At 73.3% G+C, this 13865-nt stretch carries 11 protein-coding genes, 4 tRNA genes and 1 pseudogene; 4 read left to right on the plus strand and 12 right to left on the minus strand.

All coding sequences use genetic code 11. The features are described from left to right. Position 1: 1 nt before the first annotated feature. The 5 genes from CHC11_RS22075 to CHC11_RS22090 form a co-directional block, all read right to left on the minus strand. The gene (locus tag CHC11_RS22075; RefSeq protein ID WP_245919570.1) at positions 2-1849 is read right to left on the minus strand and encodes a glycoside hydrolase family 3 protein; all 1848 of its coding nucleotides are present in this window, start codon (positions 1847-1849) and stop codon (positions 2-4) included. A 94-nt stretch (positions 1850-1943) separates the two neighbouring features. After that, positions 1944-2015, minus strand: a tRNA-His gene (locus tag CHC11_RS22080). Between the two features lie 2 nt (positions 2016-2017). Continuing rightward, positions 2018-2090, minus strand: a tRNA-Arg gene (locus tag CHC11_RS22085). A gap of 11 nt (positions 2091-2101) precedes the next feature. After that, positions 2102-2174 (minus strand) — tRNA-Met (locus CHC11_RS41475). A gap of 1 nt (position 2175) precedes the next feature. After that, positions 2176-2261: transfer RNA gene (locus CHC11_RS22090), tRNA-Ser, on the minus strand. 388 nt (positions 2262-2649) lie between these two features. On the opposite strand from CHC11_RS22090, the gene CHC11_RS22100 reads away from it, so the two are divergent. Continuing rightward, positions 2650-3192, plus strand: coding sequence for a LysR family substrate-binding domain-containing protein (locus CHC11_RS22100; protein WP_218826194.1), 543 nt, complete (start codon positions 2650-2652; stop codon positions 3190-3192). Here the strand turns inward: CHC11_RS22100 and CHC11_RS22105 are convergent. The 5 genes and pseudogenes from CHC11_RS22105 to CHC11_RS43920 all read right to left on the minus strand — a co-directional run. Beyond that, on the minus strand, positions 3155-3418 hold the full coding sequence (locus CHC11_RS22105) for a sigma factor-like helix-turn-helix DNA-binding protein (protein ID WP_245919572.1): 264 nt from the start codon (positions 3416-3418) through the stop codon (positions 3155-3157). The genes CHC11_RS22100 and CHC11_RS22105 overlap by 38 nt on opposite strands. A 75-nt stretch (positions 3419-3493) precedes the next feature. After that, positions 3494-4411 carry an ROK family protein gene (locus CHC11_RS22110; RefSeq protein WP_089313668.1) on the minus strand — a complete coding sequence of 306 codons (918 nt, stop codon included), beginning with the start codon at positions 4409-4411 and terminating at the stop codon, positions 3494-3496. Beyond that, the gene (gene manA, locus CHC11_RS22115) at positions 4408-5535 is read right to left on the minus strand and encodes a mannose-6-phosphate isomerase, class I (protein WP_245919574.1); all 1128 of its coding nucleotides are present in this window, start codon (positions 5533-5535) and stop codon (positions 4408-4410) included. The genes CHC11_RS22110 and manA overlap by 4 nt, the downstream gene beginning before the upstream one ends. Positions 5536-5899: 364 nt before the next feature. After that, positions 5900-6091: a hypothetical protein gene (locus tag CHC11_RS22120; RefSeq protein WP_089313670.1), complete on the minus strand. Its 192-nt coding sequence runs from the start codon at positions 6089-6091 to the stop codon at positions 5900-5902. A 145-nt stretch (positions 6092-6236) separates the two neighbouring features. Further along, positions 6237-6461 (minus strand): annotated as a pseudogene (locus tag CHC11_RS43920) (MFS transporter); the annotation flags it as partial. A 296-nt stretch (positions 6462-6757) separates the two neighbouring features. Between CHC11_RS43920 and CHC11_RS22130 the strand changes: the two are divergent. From CHC11_RS22130 to CHC11_RS22140, 3 genes are all read left to right on the plus strand, one after another. Further along, positions 6758-8491: an AMP-binding protein gene (locus CHC11_RS22130; RefSeq protein ID WP_089313672.1), complete on the plus strand. Its 1734-nt coding sequence runs from the start codon at positions 6758-6760 to the stop codon at positions 8489-8491. 8 nt (positions 8492-8499) lie between these two features. Further along, on the plus strand, positions 8500-9399 hold the full coding sequence (locus CHC11_RS22135; protein ID WP_089313673.1) for a phosphotransferase family protein: 900 nt from the start codon (positions 8500-8502) through the stop codon (positions 9397-9399). Positions 9400-9466: 67 nt separating this feature from the next. Continuing rightward, positions 9467-9736, plus strand: coding sequence for a TFIIB-type zinc ribbon-containing protein (locus tag CHC11_RS22140; protein WP_089313674.1), 270 nt, complete (start codon positions 9467-9469; stop codon positions 9734-9736). Between the two features lie 52 nt (positions 9737-9788). On the opposite strand, the gene CHC11_RS22145 is transcribed toward CHC11_RS22140, so the two are convergent. Together CHC11_RS22145 and CHC11_RS22150 are read right to left on the minus strand one after the other, a co-directional pair. Further along, positions 9789-12344, minus strand: coding sequence for a polynucleotide kinase-phosphatase (locus CHC11_RS22145; RefSeq protein WP_089313675.1), 2556 nt, complete (start codon positions 12342-12344; stop codon positions 9789-9791). Next, positions 12341-13774, minus strand: a complete 1434-nt coding sequence (locus CHC11_RS22150) for a 3' terminal RNA ribose 2'-O-methyltransferase Hen1 (protein WP_089313842.1) — start codon at positions 13772-13774, stop codon at positions 12341-12343. Before CHC11_RS22150 ends, CHC11_RS22145 begins: the two co-directional genes overlap by 4 nt. Positions 13775-13865 lie beyond the last annotated feature (91 nt).

A 13865-nucleotide genomic window follows, 5' to 3' on the forward strand; every position in this document is an offset into this window, starting at 1 on the left:
CTCACCTGTACGTGAGGCCGTACCCGAAGGGGAACAGGGGCTTCTTGCCGTCGCCCCTGTTGATGGGCTGCTGGGAGGCCGCGCGCATCCACGTCACCGGGAGCCTGCCGGTGGGTGCGGTGGTCCCGTACAGGACGTCGGCGACGCCCGCCCCCTCGCTGCCCGGAAGCCACGCCTCGACGAGCGCGCTCCAGCCGGGCAGATCCGAGGCGATGTCGAGCGGACGTCCCGACACCAGCACCACGACCACGGGGACGCCGGACGCGCGCAGCCGGTCGATCGTCGCCCGGTCGGCGTCGTCGAGGCCCATGTCACCGGTGAGGTCGCCGTGGTACTCGGCGTACGGCTTCTCCCCGACGACCGCGATCGCCGCGTCGTAGGACCCGTCGATGCCCGTCCCGTCCCTGCCGTAGGTGACGGTCGCGGACGGGTCCGCCGCCTTGCGGATGCCCTGCAGGATCGTCGTGCCCTTCGTGGTCGGGCCCGGCGCGCCCTGCCAGCTGATCGTCCAGCCGCCGGACTGCATGCCGATGTCGTCGGCGCTGCGGCCCGCGACGAAGACCTTGTCGTCGCGGTCCAGCGGCAGGACGCCGCCCGCGTTCTTCAGCAGCACCTGCGACCCGGCGACCGCGCGGCGGGCGAGCGCGCGGTGCCCGGCGCTCCCGACCGTCCTCAGGTACGTGCGGTCGGCCATCGGCTGCTCGAACAGGCCCAGCTGGAACTTCCTGGTCAGGATCCGGCGGTTCGCGTCGTCGACGCGGGACATCGGGACGGCGCCGTCCTTCACCGCGTCCCGCAGGTAGTCGATGAACCGGCGCCACTCGGCCGGCACCATGACCATGTCGATCCCGGCGTTGACCGCGGCCGCGACCTCGTCCTCGGTGAACCCCCGCCTGCCGTCGATCCCGTCGATGCCGTTGTAGTCGGACACGACGAAGCCGGTGAAGCCCAGCTCACGCTTGAGGACGTCGCTGATCAGGTACTTGTTCCGGTGCATCTTCAGCCCGTTCCACGAGCTGTAGGAGACCATCACCGCGCCGACGCCGCGCCTCACGGCCTCGCGGAACGGCGGCAGGTGCACCGCGCGCAGCTCCCCCTCGGAGATCCTGGTGTCGCCGCGGTCGTCCCCGCCCTCGGTGCCGCCGTCCCCGAGGTAGTGCTTCGCCGTGGCCAGGACGGACGTGGGGCCGCCCAGCTCGTCCCCCTGCAGCCCGTCGATGAGCGTCGTCATGATCGCGGGCAGCTCGGGCACCTCGCCGAACGACTCGTACGCCCGGCCCCAGCGGTCGTCGCGGACCACGCACAGGCAGGGCGCGAAGTCCCAGTCCACGCCGGTCCCCGTCAGCTCCGCGGCGGTCACCGCGCCGATCCTGCGGACGAGGGCCGGGTCGCGGGCCGCGCCGAGCCCGATGTCGTGCGGGAAGATCGTCGCGCCGGCCACGTTGTTGTGTCCGTGCACCGCGTCCGCCCCGTACATCATCGGGACGCGCAGCGGCGCGGCGAGCGCGGCCCGCTGGAGACCGTCGTACATGTCCGCCCAGCTCCGCGGCGTGTTCGGGCTGGGCGCCGACCCCCCGCTGGACAGCACCGACCCGATCCGGTAGCGGGTGACCTCCTCCGGCGTCACGTACCGCCGCTCCGGCTGCGTCATCTGGCCGAGCTTGTCGGCGAGGCTCATCCGGTCGAGCAGGTCGTCGACGCGGTCCTCCACCGACAGCTGCGGGTCGAGGTAGGGCGCGGGGCCCGAGGCCGCCCGGGCGGGACCGCCGTGGACGGTCAGCGTCAGCGCGGCGAGCATGCTCAGGCCGGCGGCGCGGGACCGCAACGCCCGCGGGGAGGAACAGTACACGCGGAAGGTTTTTCCAGGTTCGATCAAACGCAACGCAACCGGATACCAGCACCTGAGCAATATCTGCCGGTCACGGCCGGACAAAAGCACCTAGGGCTTTCGGTCGGGATCGAACCGACACCGCCAGGACCACAACCTGGTGTGCAGACCACTACACCACGAAAGCCGTATCTCCGGCAGGAATCGAACCTGCGACCTCCGGGTCCGCGACCCGGCGCGCTCTCCACTGCGCCACGGAGACGTGTTCTTGCGTGCTGAGCGCAGGAATCGAACCTGCCTGCTGCGGTTTATGAGACCGCCGGACGCACCAGCGTCCCTGCTCAGCGCGGAGGGTGCGAGATTCGAACTCGCGCAGGGGGCGACCCTGACGACGGCTTAGCAAGCCGCTGCCTTCCCGCTCGGCCAACCCTCCGGAAACGGAAAAGACCGCCCGTGGTCTTCGGACGGTCGGCGTCAGAACGTGCGGATCACGTCCGTCGGCGGCTCCCGAGACCGGAATGGCCGGCGTGCATTCGATGACGTCGCATCGCGGTTCCCCTTTCCGATCCCGTCTTTCCTGCGTTCTCACCTTCGATGTCCATCGTGCCGGGACGGTTCCGCCCCGGCAACCCATTTATCGCCTCATTTCTCGAAATCGGTGCCTCGGGAGGTCGGCTCCCAGGCGGCGAACTCTTTCCGCGCTCCGGCGAGGGCGGCGTCGACGGCGTCCGCCGCGTCGTTGCCCAGCGGCAGCCTGAGCGGCGTGTCCTCGGCGTCCAGAGCCTTCAGGATCGCCGCGGCGGCCCTGGCCGGATCCCCCGGTGCCCAAGCGCTTCGACTGGGGCGGCGAGACCGCCGCGCTCCGCGCCGGGCGGGTGGACGTGGCGTTCGTGTGGCTGCCCGCCGACCTCGGCGGCCTGCACTCGGAGATCGTCCACACCGAGCCCCGCGTCGTGGGCCTCCCGGCGGGCCATCCGCTGGCCTCCGCCGAGGGCGTCTCCATCATGGACGTCAAGGACGAGCCCCTCATGTGGACCGATCGCGCGCCCCGCGCTTGGGTGGACTGGTGGGCGGTCAACCCCAGACCGGACGGGTCCGCCCCGCGCTGGGGCCCCACCAACGACAACGTCGAGGAGATGCTCGAACAGGTCGCCGAGGGCGCGGCCATCTGCTTCGCGCCGTCCAGCATGGCGCTGTACTACGCGCGCCCCGGCCTGTCCTGGGTGCCGCTCACGGACGTGGAGCCGCTGCGGGTCGCGCTCGCCTGGGCGGACGGAGGCCCGCTCGTCGAGGCGTTCGCCGCGATCGTCCGCGCGCTCGCGGGCGTCAGGCGTACGTCCGCGGCGTCTCCACGGCCGCGCTGAGCGCCCGGAGCGCGTGGTAGACGCGGACCTTGACCACGTCGACCGGCACTCCCAGGGAGGCGGCGGCCTCGTTGACCGACCGGTCCCGGAAGACCGTCTCGGTGAGGATCTCGCGGTGCGCGGGCGGCAGCCCCTGGAAGGCCCGGGCGACCACCGCGGGGCGCATCCGCTCCCCCGGCGAACCGGGGGCGAAAGAACCGGTGTCTTTGCCCATTCGCAGTGCCACACAACGAACTTGGCACCCTTCCCCCGCCCCGCCGCCCTCCTTATGGCGTCTTTAAGGAAGCGTTGAGGCTCTGCTTCAGGGGGTGGGGCGCAGGGTCATGCCGGAGGCGAGGAGGGCGAGGGCGGCGGCACCGTAGAGGCCGGCGTCGCGCTCCAGGGTCGTGGAGGACACGCGCAGGTCCCGCAGGTGCGGCATGCCGGCTCGGGCGGCGATCGCGGCGCGCAGCGGGTCGAGGAGCAGGTCGCCCGCGGCCGCCACGCCTCCGCCGATGACGACGTCGCGGACGTCGAGGACGGTGGCGGTGTTGAGGACCGCGGTGGCGAGGGCGCCGGCGGCGCGCCGGAAGGCCGCGAGCGGGATGGGGGCACCGCCGCGGGCGGCGGCGGCCAGGGCACGGGCGTCGGGGCGGCCCGTCGCGGGGGCGAGCGTCCAGCCCTGGGCGAGCGCCCAGCGGACCATGCTGGGGCCGCCGGCGACCGTCTCCAGGCAGCCGCGGGCGCCGCAGACGCAGGCCTCGCCGTCGAGGTCGACGATGACGTGGCCGATGTGGCCCGCGTTGCCGGTGCGTCCCGTCCAGGGGCGGCCGTCGATGACGAGGCCGCCGCCGACGCCGGTCGACACCACGACGCCGAGCAGGGACCCGCAGTCGTGGCCGCCGCGCCACCACTCGCCGAGCGCCATGCACTGGGCGTCGCCGGCGAGGGTGACGGGGACGCCCGGGACGAGGCGCTGGACGGCCGCGACGAGCCGGTAGCCGCGCCAGCGGGGGATGTTGATCGGGCTGACGGTTCCGGCCGCCGCGTCGATCGGGCCGGCCGAGCCGATCCCGACGCCGGTCAGGCCGGGCCCGGCGAAGTCGGCGACGAGGCCGCGCAGGGTGGCGGTGGGCGCCTGCCCGACGGGGTGCTCGGCGCGGTCGAGCAGTTCACCGGCGGCGTCGACGCGGGCGACGGCGAACTTGGTGCCGCCGATGTCGAGGGCGAGGACGGTCATGACCCGATCCCCGGGAGCACGCGGTAGAGCGTGCCGTGTCCGGTGAGGCGGGTGGCGGGGGCCCCGGCGGGGACGAAGGCGGCCTCGCCTCGGGCGAGCGTCAGGGGCGCCTCCGCGGTGATGCGGGCCTCGCCCTCCAGGCAGAGCAGCGTCTGCGGAAGTCCGGCGGGCAGGTCCTCGGGGACTTCCGCGAGGTCGTGGCGGACGAGGGTGAACTCCTCGGCGGCCGTGCGGTACAGGCGGTCGGCCGTGGGCTCGATGCGGTGGGGCCTGGACGGGACGAACTCGACGACGCGCGTCAGTTCGGGGACGTCGATGTGCTTGGCGGTGAGCCCGCAGCGCACGACGTTGTCGGAGTTCGCCATGACCTCGATCGCGAGACCGCCCAGGTAGGAGTGGGGCACTCCGGCGTCCATAAAGAGGGCCTGGCCGGGCTTGAGCTCGACGTGGTCGAGCAGGAGCGCGGCGAGGACCCCGGGGTCGCCGGGGTGAGCGCGGGCGATGTCGGCGTAGACGCCGGTCAGTGCCGGTTCGACCGCGGCCTGGAGGGGACGGGAGCCCTCGTCCAGCATCTGGGTGAGGACCGTCCGCAGCGCCTCGGCGGGCGGCTCGGCGCGGAGCGTTCCGATCCACGGGTCCAGTTCGGGGACCTTCAGGCTTTCGAGAAGGCCGGCGGTCTCGCCGGGGTCGCGGAAGCCGCACAGGCCGTGGAACTCGGTGAGGGCGCAGACCATCTCGGGCTTGTGGAAAGGGTCCTTGTAGGTGCGGGCGGCGTCGTCGACGGGGATGCCCTGCGCCTCCTCGCGGGCGAACCCGGCCTCGGCCTGCGCCGTGGTCGGGTGCACCTGGAGCGACAGCGGCTTCTCGACGGCCAGCACCTTGAGCAGGTAGGGCAGCGTCGGGCCGAAGCGGTCCACGCACGGGGCGCCGAGCATGCCGATCGGGTCGCGGTCGATGAGGGCGCCGAGGGGCGTCCCGTCCACGCGGGAGGGCGCGGCGGGATGCGCGCCCGCCCACAGCTCGGCCTGCGGGCGCCCGGTCGGCTCGACTCCGAGCAGCTCGGCCAGAGCGGTCCGCGACCCCCAGTCGTAGGGACGGATCGCGGTGGTCAGCGGCAATGGCACCAACCTGCGCGATCTCCTTGCTCGGGGCACCGTGACCGGACGACGGCGCGCGTGAGGGACAGCGTACAAGCGCCGGAGGCGAAGGCGAACGCGACTCGGCCCGACCGCGCCGCGGCGTTCTCCGGCCGCCGGCGGGGGTTCACCGGCGCGCCGGTGAACCCGGAGCGTCCCGCCGGCGAACTGATGAGCGGGCACGGCATGCGACCGGCCGAGCCCTTAGGATGAACCCCCAGGGGGTGGTGGACTTGGGCAAGCACAACAAACCGGCGACGCGGTCGTGCCCCGGCTGCAACGGCACCGGCACCAGCACCGCCACCCACGAGCGGTGCAACGTCTGCCGCGGCACCGGCCGCATCTGACCCCGTCACGGCCGTCCGATCCCCCGCCCGGCCGACTCCGGACTCGTCCCGGGCGCGCGGCGCCGGGCCTGGCCGACCGTGACGGCGCGGGCCCCGGCGCACGACGCCCAGGCCAGGACGGCGTAGCCGCCCGCCGAAAGGACGGCGGTGGACAGCAGGCTCGCGGCCGCGGCGACCGTCCAGACGGCCGCGTCCACGGCTCCCTCGACGTGCGGGCGTTCCGCTTCGGGCAGGTCGCGGGCGAGGCGTGCGCTGCCGCCGACGAAGCACGGGTTCCAGCCGTAGCCGAGCCGGAAGAGCGCCGCGGCGCGCCGCGGCGCGCCCCGGCGACCCGGTCGCGACCGCCGCGAGCGCGGTGGACAGGGCGAGGGTGGCCAGGCCCGCGAGGATCACCGGGTGCGCGCCGTGCCGGTCGGTCATCCGTCCCGTCAGCGGTGAGAGGGCGAACATGCCGAGCGTGTGCGCGGACAGCGTCATGCCGACCGTCCCGAGGCCGTCGCCGTGCATGTGCATGTCCAGTGGCGCGGCCGTCATGACGGCGACCATCACGACCTGGGCCGTGACCATCACCGCCAGCGCGGAGCGGGCGGCCGGCGTCCGGGCCAGCCGGCGCAGCGGCGGCGGCGCGCCCTGCGTCCCCGCCCGGCGCCGGGCCCGCCGGCCGCGGCTCCGGCGGCGGCCGCGCAGGTCAGGACGGCCGGCAGGAACGGGCCGGTGAACGCGGGGAGGCCGGCGCCCGCGGCCGCCGCGCACGGTCACGCGCTCGGAGGGCTGGACCCGCTGAGCCGGCGCGCCCGGCCGCCCCGCGGGTTCGCGCTTCTTCGCGCCGCACGGAGATGCCGGAGATGATTCAATCGAGCGTTATGTGGCACTCGTCACTGCGCTCCTCGTCCTGGCGGCAGTGGTACCAGCCGGGGGTCCCCCGCGAGATCGACATCCCGGACGTCCCCGTCACGCGCCTGCTCGACGACGCCGCGGACCGGTACCCCCGCAACCACGCGCTGATCTTCTTCGGCCGGCGGATCTGCTACCGCGACCTGCGCGAGGCCGTGGACCGGTTCGCCGACGGCCTGCACCGACTGGGAGTGCAGCCCGGCGACCGGGTGGCGCTGATCCTCCCGAACTGCCCGCAGCAGGTCATCGCGTTCTTCGGCGTGCTGCGCAGGGGCGCGATCGCGGTCCAGCACAACCCCCTCTACACCGAGGAGGAGATGCTCCGGCAGCTCGCCGACTGCGGCGCGCGCGTCGCCGTGGTGCTGGATCGTTCCTACAAGACGGTGAAGGCCGTGCGGGCCCGGGCGGGGCTGGAGCACGTCATCGTGACGTCCCTGGCCGACTTCCTCCCGGCCACCAGGCGGATCGTCCTGCGGCTGCCGCTCGTGCAGACGCAGCGGCGGCGGGCGGCCATCACCGCGGACGTGCCGCACGACCCCGGCGTCGTCCCGTTCGAAGAGCTGCAGAAAGCGCCCAGGCAGCGCCTGGGCCAACTGCCCCTGGACCCGTCGAGGCATCTGGCGGCCATCGTGTACACCGGCGGGACGGAAGGGCGCCCCAAAGGCGCGATGCTGACGCACCGCAATCTCGTCGCGAACGCCTGCCAGCAGCACGCGTGGGACCTCGACGGGCGTCCCGGCGAGGACGTGACGCTGGCGGTGCTGCCGCTGTTCCACTCGTTCGGGCTGATGAGCTGCCTCGTCGCGCCCGTGATGACGGCCGGGGCGGTGGTGCTGCTCCCCCGCTACGACGGCGACCGCGTGGTCCGCGCGATCCGCAAGTACCGGCCGACCATCTTCCCCGGGGTGTCGACGCTGTACGAGCAGGTGCTCGACAGCCCGCGGTTCCGGCCGGACGACCTGCGCTCGCTGCGCATCTTCATCTCCGGGGCGATGGGGCTGTCGCAGAGCACGATCGACCGGCTCGACAGGGTCGGGGCCAGGGGGCTGATCAACTGCTACGGGCTGACCGAGGCGTCCCCCGCCGTCACCGCGAACCCGCTGGGAGGCGGGGCGCGGAACCTGACGGTCGGGCTGCCGCTGCCCATGACCGACGCCGTCATCGTCGACCAGGACGAGCCGACGAAGGTCCTGCCGCCGGGCGGGACGGGGGAGGTCGTCGTGCGCGGGCCGCAGGTGTTCGCGGGCTACTGGAACGCGCCGCTCGCCACCGCGCAGACCCTGTCGAAGGGATGGCTCCGCACGGGTGACATCGGGGTGATGGACGAGAAGGGCTTCATCACCATCGTGGACCGCCAGCGAGACATGATCAAGGTGAGCGGTTTCACCGTGTCCCCGTCCGAGGTGGAGAAGGTGCTGCGCCGCCACTCCGCCGTGCACGACTGCGCGGTGGTCGGCGTGCCCGACGCCCGGCGCGGCGAGCGCATCATCGCCCACGTGGTGGAGCATCCCGCCTACCCGTTCTCGGCGGAGGAGCTGCGCCGGCACTGCGAACGCTATCTGTCGCACTACAAGGTGCCCTCCGAGTTCCTGCCCCGGACGGAGCTGCCCCGGAACATGCTGGGCAAAGTCGTCCGGCAGCGGCTGCGGGACGAGTTCGCCGCCTCGTCCGCGGAGCGGATGGGCCCGGCGCGGAGTGGTTGACTGGTCGGGTGCACACCGAGACCGTCCAGTCAGGGCTCTTCACACGGCTCGTCCAGATCGGGCGTCGAAGGGCCACCCAGGACGGACGGCCGGAGATCCTGTACGACCGGCACGGTGTGCTCGTCGTCCGCGTCGGCGACGTGGTCGTGAAGGCGCACCAGGCCGACCGGGAGCACGGAGCACCCTTCCTCGAACGGATGAGGCTGGCGGGCGCGCTGCCCGATCTGGTCATCGGCGCCTTGAGCCCGCCTCTCACCGTGGACGGCCGCACGGTCACGCTCGCGACGTTCGGTGAGCCCGTGGATCCGGCCAAGGAACTCCCCTGGGAGGAAGGCGCCCGGCTCTTGGCCGCCCTGCACTCGGCGCCCGTCCCGGCCGACGCGCCGTCGTGGGGACGTCCCACACGGGTGGCGCGCCTGGTCTCCCGCTTGGAGGCCGGCCCCGCCGAGGACGCGGTGCGGCGCGCGTTCACCACTCTCCCCGCCTGGATACGCGGCGAGGAGGACGAACCCGCGGACCCCGCCCGCCGCCTCATCCACGGCGACTGGCATCTGGGCCAGATGGTCCGCGCACCGGGCGGCCGATGGCGGCTCATCGACATCGAGGATCTCGGCAGGGGCGACCCCGCATGGGACCTCGCACGGCCCGCGGCGCTCTACTCCGGCGGGGTCCTCCCACCACAGGAGTGGGAGCGTTTCCTGGGCGCGTACAGGGAGGCCGGCGGCCCGGCCGTGCCCGCTCAGGGCGACCCTTGGACGGCCCTGGAGGTCCCCGCCCGAAGTCTGGCGATCCAGATCGCGGCCACGTGCGTCATATCCGCCGGGAGGGAAGATCGGCCACTCGACGGCGCGGAGCAGGCGATGGTCGACGCCTGCGTGAGAATATCCGCGGCGGGGGACGCGGCATGACGTGGCGCGGAACCTGTCCTACATTTAGCCTCTATCTGGGGATCCATACCGGAAGGACGACAAGGCGATGCACTGTCCTAAGTGTCGTGGCGTGATGCGGACCTACACCCGCAGCGGCGTCCACATCGAGCAATGTGACAGCTGCCGGGGCATCTTCCTCGACTACGGCGAGCTTGAGGCCCTGGGCCAGATGGAGTCGCAGTACCGGGCGGCGCCCCCGCCCGCCGCGGCGCCCGGATGGGGTGCCCCCGGGGGGTCGGTCCACCACCATCACCACGGCGGGCACCACCGCCCGCACCACGGCGGCGGCGTGTTCCACATGCTCTTCTCCACCTGACCGGGCGACCACGGCCCGCCCGAGGGCGGCGGGCCGTGGCGCGCGCGAAGGGTCAAAGGCGCGGGTCCACCGGTTCGGACTCCAGCGCCAGGACGGCGAAGACCGCCTGGTGGACGCGCCACAGCGGCTCCCTGCCGGCGAGCCGGTCGAGGGCCTCGGCGCCGAGCGCGTGCTCGCGCATCGCCAGCGACCGCTTGCGCCCCAGCGACCTGCGGCGCAGCCGGTCGAGGTGCTCGGGCTCGCGGTAGTCGGGCCCGTAGATGATGCGCAGGTATTCCGGTCCCCGGCACTTTACCCCGGGCTGCACCTTGGCGCCCTCCGGGAGCGGCCCCAGCGGCTTGACGACCATGCCTTCGCCGCCCGCCGCGGTGAGCTTCTCCCACCACTCGGTGGCGGCGGCCTCCGACTGCGGCGATCCCAGGTCGACGGTCATCGACCCCGTCCGCTGGACGAGCCCGCTCGCGTCGCTCTCCGCCAGCCGCTCGGCCACGGACATGTGCCACTCGTGGTCGCGCAGGGCCGCCCAGGAGCGGCCTTCCCCGGCGAGGACCTGGAACGGCGCGAAGCGCACGCCGGTCAGCCCGTCCACCGTCCAGCAGTAGCGCGCGTACGCGTCGCGGAACCGGACCGCGTTCGCGGCCCGCCGGTCGATGCGCTCGCGCAGTCCGCCGAGGTCGAGCCCCCGCCCGTCCGCCCGCGCGAGCACGCCGGCCGCCACCGGCAGGGCGGCGCGGGCCGCCGCGCCGGTCGCCGCGTACTGGGTGCGGATGAGGTCCATCGCCTTCGCCGACCACGGCAGCATCTCGCCGTCGAGGACGAGCCATCCGGTGTCCAGTTCGTCCCAGAGTCCCGCCGCGCCGATGGCGGCGCGGAGCCGGTCCAGGACCTCGCTCGTGCGGGACGGGTCGCGGAAGAAGGAGCGCCCGGTGCGCGTGTAGACGGCGCCGGTCGTCCCGTCGTCCACGCCGAAGCGCTCCACGGCCACCGAGGCGTCGCGGCACACGACCGCCACGGCGCGCGAGCCCATGTGCTTCTCCTCGCACACCGCGCGCAGGACGCCCTTGTCCCGGTACGCGGCGAGGGCCTCGGCCGGATGCTCCAGGTATCCCGGGAGGGCCGACGTCTCGGCGGGGGCCATGGTGGGCGGCAGGTAGACGAGCCAGCGCGGGTCCACGGCGAACCGGCTCATCACCTCCAGCGCGGCCAGCGCGTTCTCCTCCCGGACCGAGACGCGGCCCATCAGGCGGGTCTCGACGCCCTGGTTCCCGAGGACGTCCCCGATGTTGAGGACGTCGTTCTCCCGGTGGCCGCCCGCGCTCGCCCCGGCCGGCGCCTCCAGCGGACGCGTCGGCTCGTACCAGACCTGCCGCGCCGGGACCGACACCAGCTCGCGCTCCGGATACCGCAGCGCCGTCAGCTTCCCGCCGAACACCGCGCCGGTGTCCAGGCAGATGGTGTTGTTCACCCATTCCGCCTCCGGGACGGGCGTGTGGCCGTACACGACCATCGCCTTGCCCCGGTAGTCGCGCGCCCACGGGTAGCGCACCGGCAGGCCGTACTCGTCGGTCTCCCCGGTCGTGTCGCCGTAGAGCGCGAACGAGCGGACCCGTCCGGACGCGCGGCCGTGGTAGTCCTCCTTGAGCCCGGCGTGGGCCACGACCAGGCGTCCGCCGTCCAGGACGTAGTGGCTGATGAGGCCGTCCATGAACCGCAGCGCGCCGTCGCGGAAGCCTTCGTCCTCGGCGGCGAGCTGCTCCATCGACTCGGCGAGCCCGTGCGCGAGGCGGACCTTGCGCCCGCGCAGGGCGCGGACGAGCTTGGCCTCGTGGTTGCCCGAGACGCACAGGGCATCGCCGGCGGCCACCATGCCCATCACCAGGCGCAGCACGCCCGGCGAGTCGGGCCCGCGGTCGACCAGGTCGCCGACGAAGACGGCGGACCTCCCGCCGGGATGGTTCGCGCCGACGGCGCGTCCCTGCGCGTCCCGAAGGATCTCGTAGCCGAGGCCGGCGAGGAGTTCCTCCAGCTCCGCGCGGCAGCCGTGCACGTCGCCGATGACGTCGAACGGGCCGGTCAGGTCGCGCCGGTCGTTCCATGCCTTCTCGTACCGGATCGTCGCGGCGTCTATCTCGCCGGGGCCGTTCAGGACGTGGACGCGGCGGAACTCGCGGCCGAGCGACCGCATGCCGCGCCGCAGCTCGCGGCGCTGGCGCGGGATGACGTGCGGAGCCAGGTCGCGGTCCGGGCGTGCGGCGTTGCGCTCGGCGGCGAGGCCCTCGGGGACGTCCAGCACGATCGCGACCGACAGGACGTCGTGCTCCTTGGCCAGCCGCAGCAGCGACTCCCGCGCCTTGCTCTGCACGTTGGTCGCGTCCACGACGGTCAGCAGGCCGCGCCGCAGGCGCTTGCCCACGATGTAGTGCAGCAGGTCGAACGCGTCGCCGGTGGCCGACTGGTCGTTCTCGTCGTCCGACACGACCCCGCGGCAGAAGTCCGACGACACCACCTGGGTCGGCTTGAAATGCTTGCGCGCGAAGTACGACTTGCCCGACCCGGACACGCCGACGAGCACGACGAGGCCCATCTCAGGAACAACGATCTCGGTCATCGGGTGAGAACTCCCATCTGCGTCGGCGCGCCGACCTCGGGGTCGTCGTCGCCCACGGGCTCGTAACGGACGCGGTAGCCGTGCTCGGCGGCGACCCGGTCCGCCCATGCGCGGAACTCCGCCCGCGTCCATTCGAAACGGTGGTCGGGGTGGCGCATCGCTCCGGGCGCCAGCCCCTCGTAGCGGACGTTGTACTCGGCGTTCGGGGTCGTGACGACCACCACGCGGGGCGAGGCGTGGCCGAACACGACCCGCTCGACGGCGCCGAGGCGCGGCGGGTCGATGTGCTCGATGACCTCCATCAGCACGGCCGCCTCGTACCCGCGGAACCGCTCGTCGGCATAGGTGAGCGCGCCCTGGAAGACGTCCTGGACGCGGTCGTTCTCGCGGCGCGGCTGCTTGTCACGGCGCAGGCGCCGCGAAGCGTGGCCGAGCGCGCGGTACGACACGTCCGACCCGGAGATCTCGCTGAAGAACTCGTCCCTGGCCAGCCGCGCCAGCAGCTTCCCCGAGCCGCAGCCGAGGTCGATGACCCGGCGGGCGTCCTCGTCGTGCAGCGCCTGCACCACCGACCGGAGGCGCAGTTCCGCGAGCGAGACGGACGCCTCTTCGGGCGGCGCCTCCTCCTGGCCTTCCTCGGCGGCCGGCCCCTCCTCCTCGACCTCCACCGGGTCGAGTTCCTCGTCGGGCGCGTCCTCGGCGTCGGCGAGACGTCCCAGCGCGGACTGCACGAGGCTGCGCCGGTCGGCCAGGTACCGGCGCGTGATGGCGCCGCGGTCGGGGTGCGCGGCCAGCCAGCCCTCCCCTGCCCGGATGAGCTTGTCGACCTCGTCGGGCGCCATCCAGTAGTGCTTGGCGTCGTCCAGGACGGGGAGCAGCACGTACAGCTGGTTGAGGGCGTCGGCGAGCCGCAGCGTCCCGGTCAGCGTGAGCGTCACGTACCGGGAGTCGCCCCATTCGGGGAAGTCCGGGTCGAGCGGCACGGGCGCGGCCGACACGTCCCAGCCGAGCGGGGCGAAGAACCGCTCGGCCTGGCCTGGCCCGCCCCGGCACGGGAGGGCGGGAAGGACGACCTCCAGCGGGACGGGCGTCTCCACCAGTTCGGGGCGCATGTCGCAGCGTCCCCGCATGGCGGTGCGGAACACGTTCGCCATGGCCGATGCCAGGAGGGACGACGCCGCGTAGGGACGGTCGTTCACGTACTGGCCGAGGGAGAAGTCGGGCGTGCCTCTGCCGCGCGTGCGCACGAGCTGGACCGGGTCGACGTCCAGCAGCAGGGCCGCCGTGCAGCGCTGCTCCTCCGCGTCCGGGTAGAAGACGTGCGCCGTGCCGTAGGACTGCTCGAAGCGCTGCACCCGGTCGGGATGCTTGTGCAGGAGGAACCCCAGGTCGGTCGCCTGGATCATCGTCGTGGTGATCGTCAGAAGCACGCCCCAAGTGTGGCCGAACGCGTCGAACGCCCCCATCCATTTTCCGGAACGCCGGACTTAAAGGGTTTGCGCCCGGGTTCGGCGGCCCAGC

The sequence above is a fragment of the Actinomadura mexicana genome (assembly GCF_900188105.1).
GTDB classification, from domain to species: domain Bacteria; phylum Actinomycetota; class Actinomycetes; order Streptosporangiales; family Streptosporangiaceae; genus Spirillospora; species Spirillospora mexicana.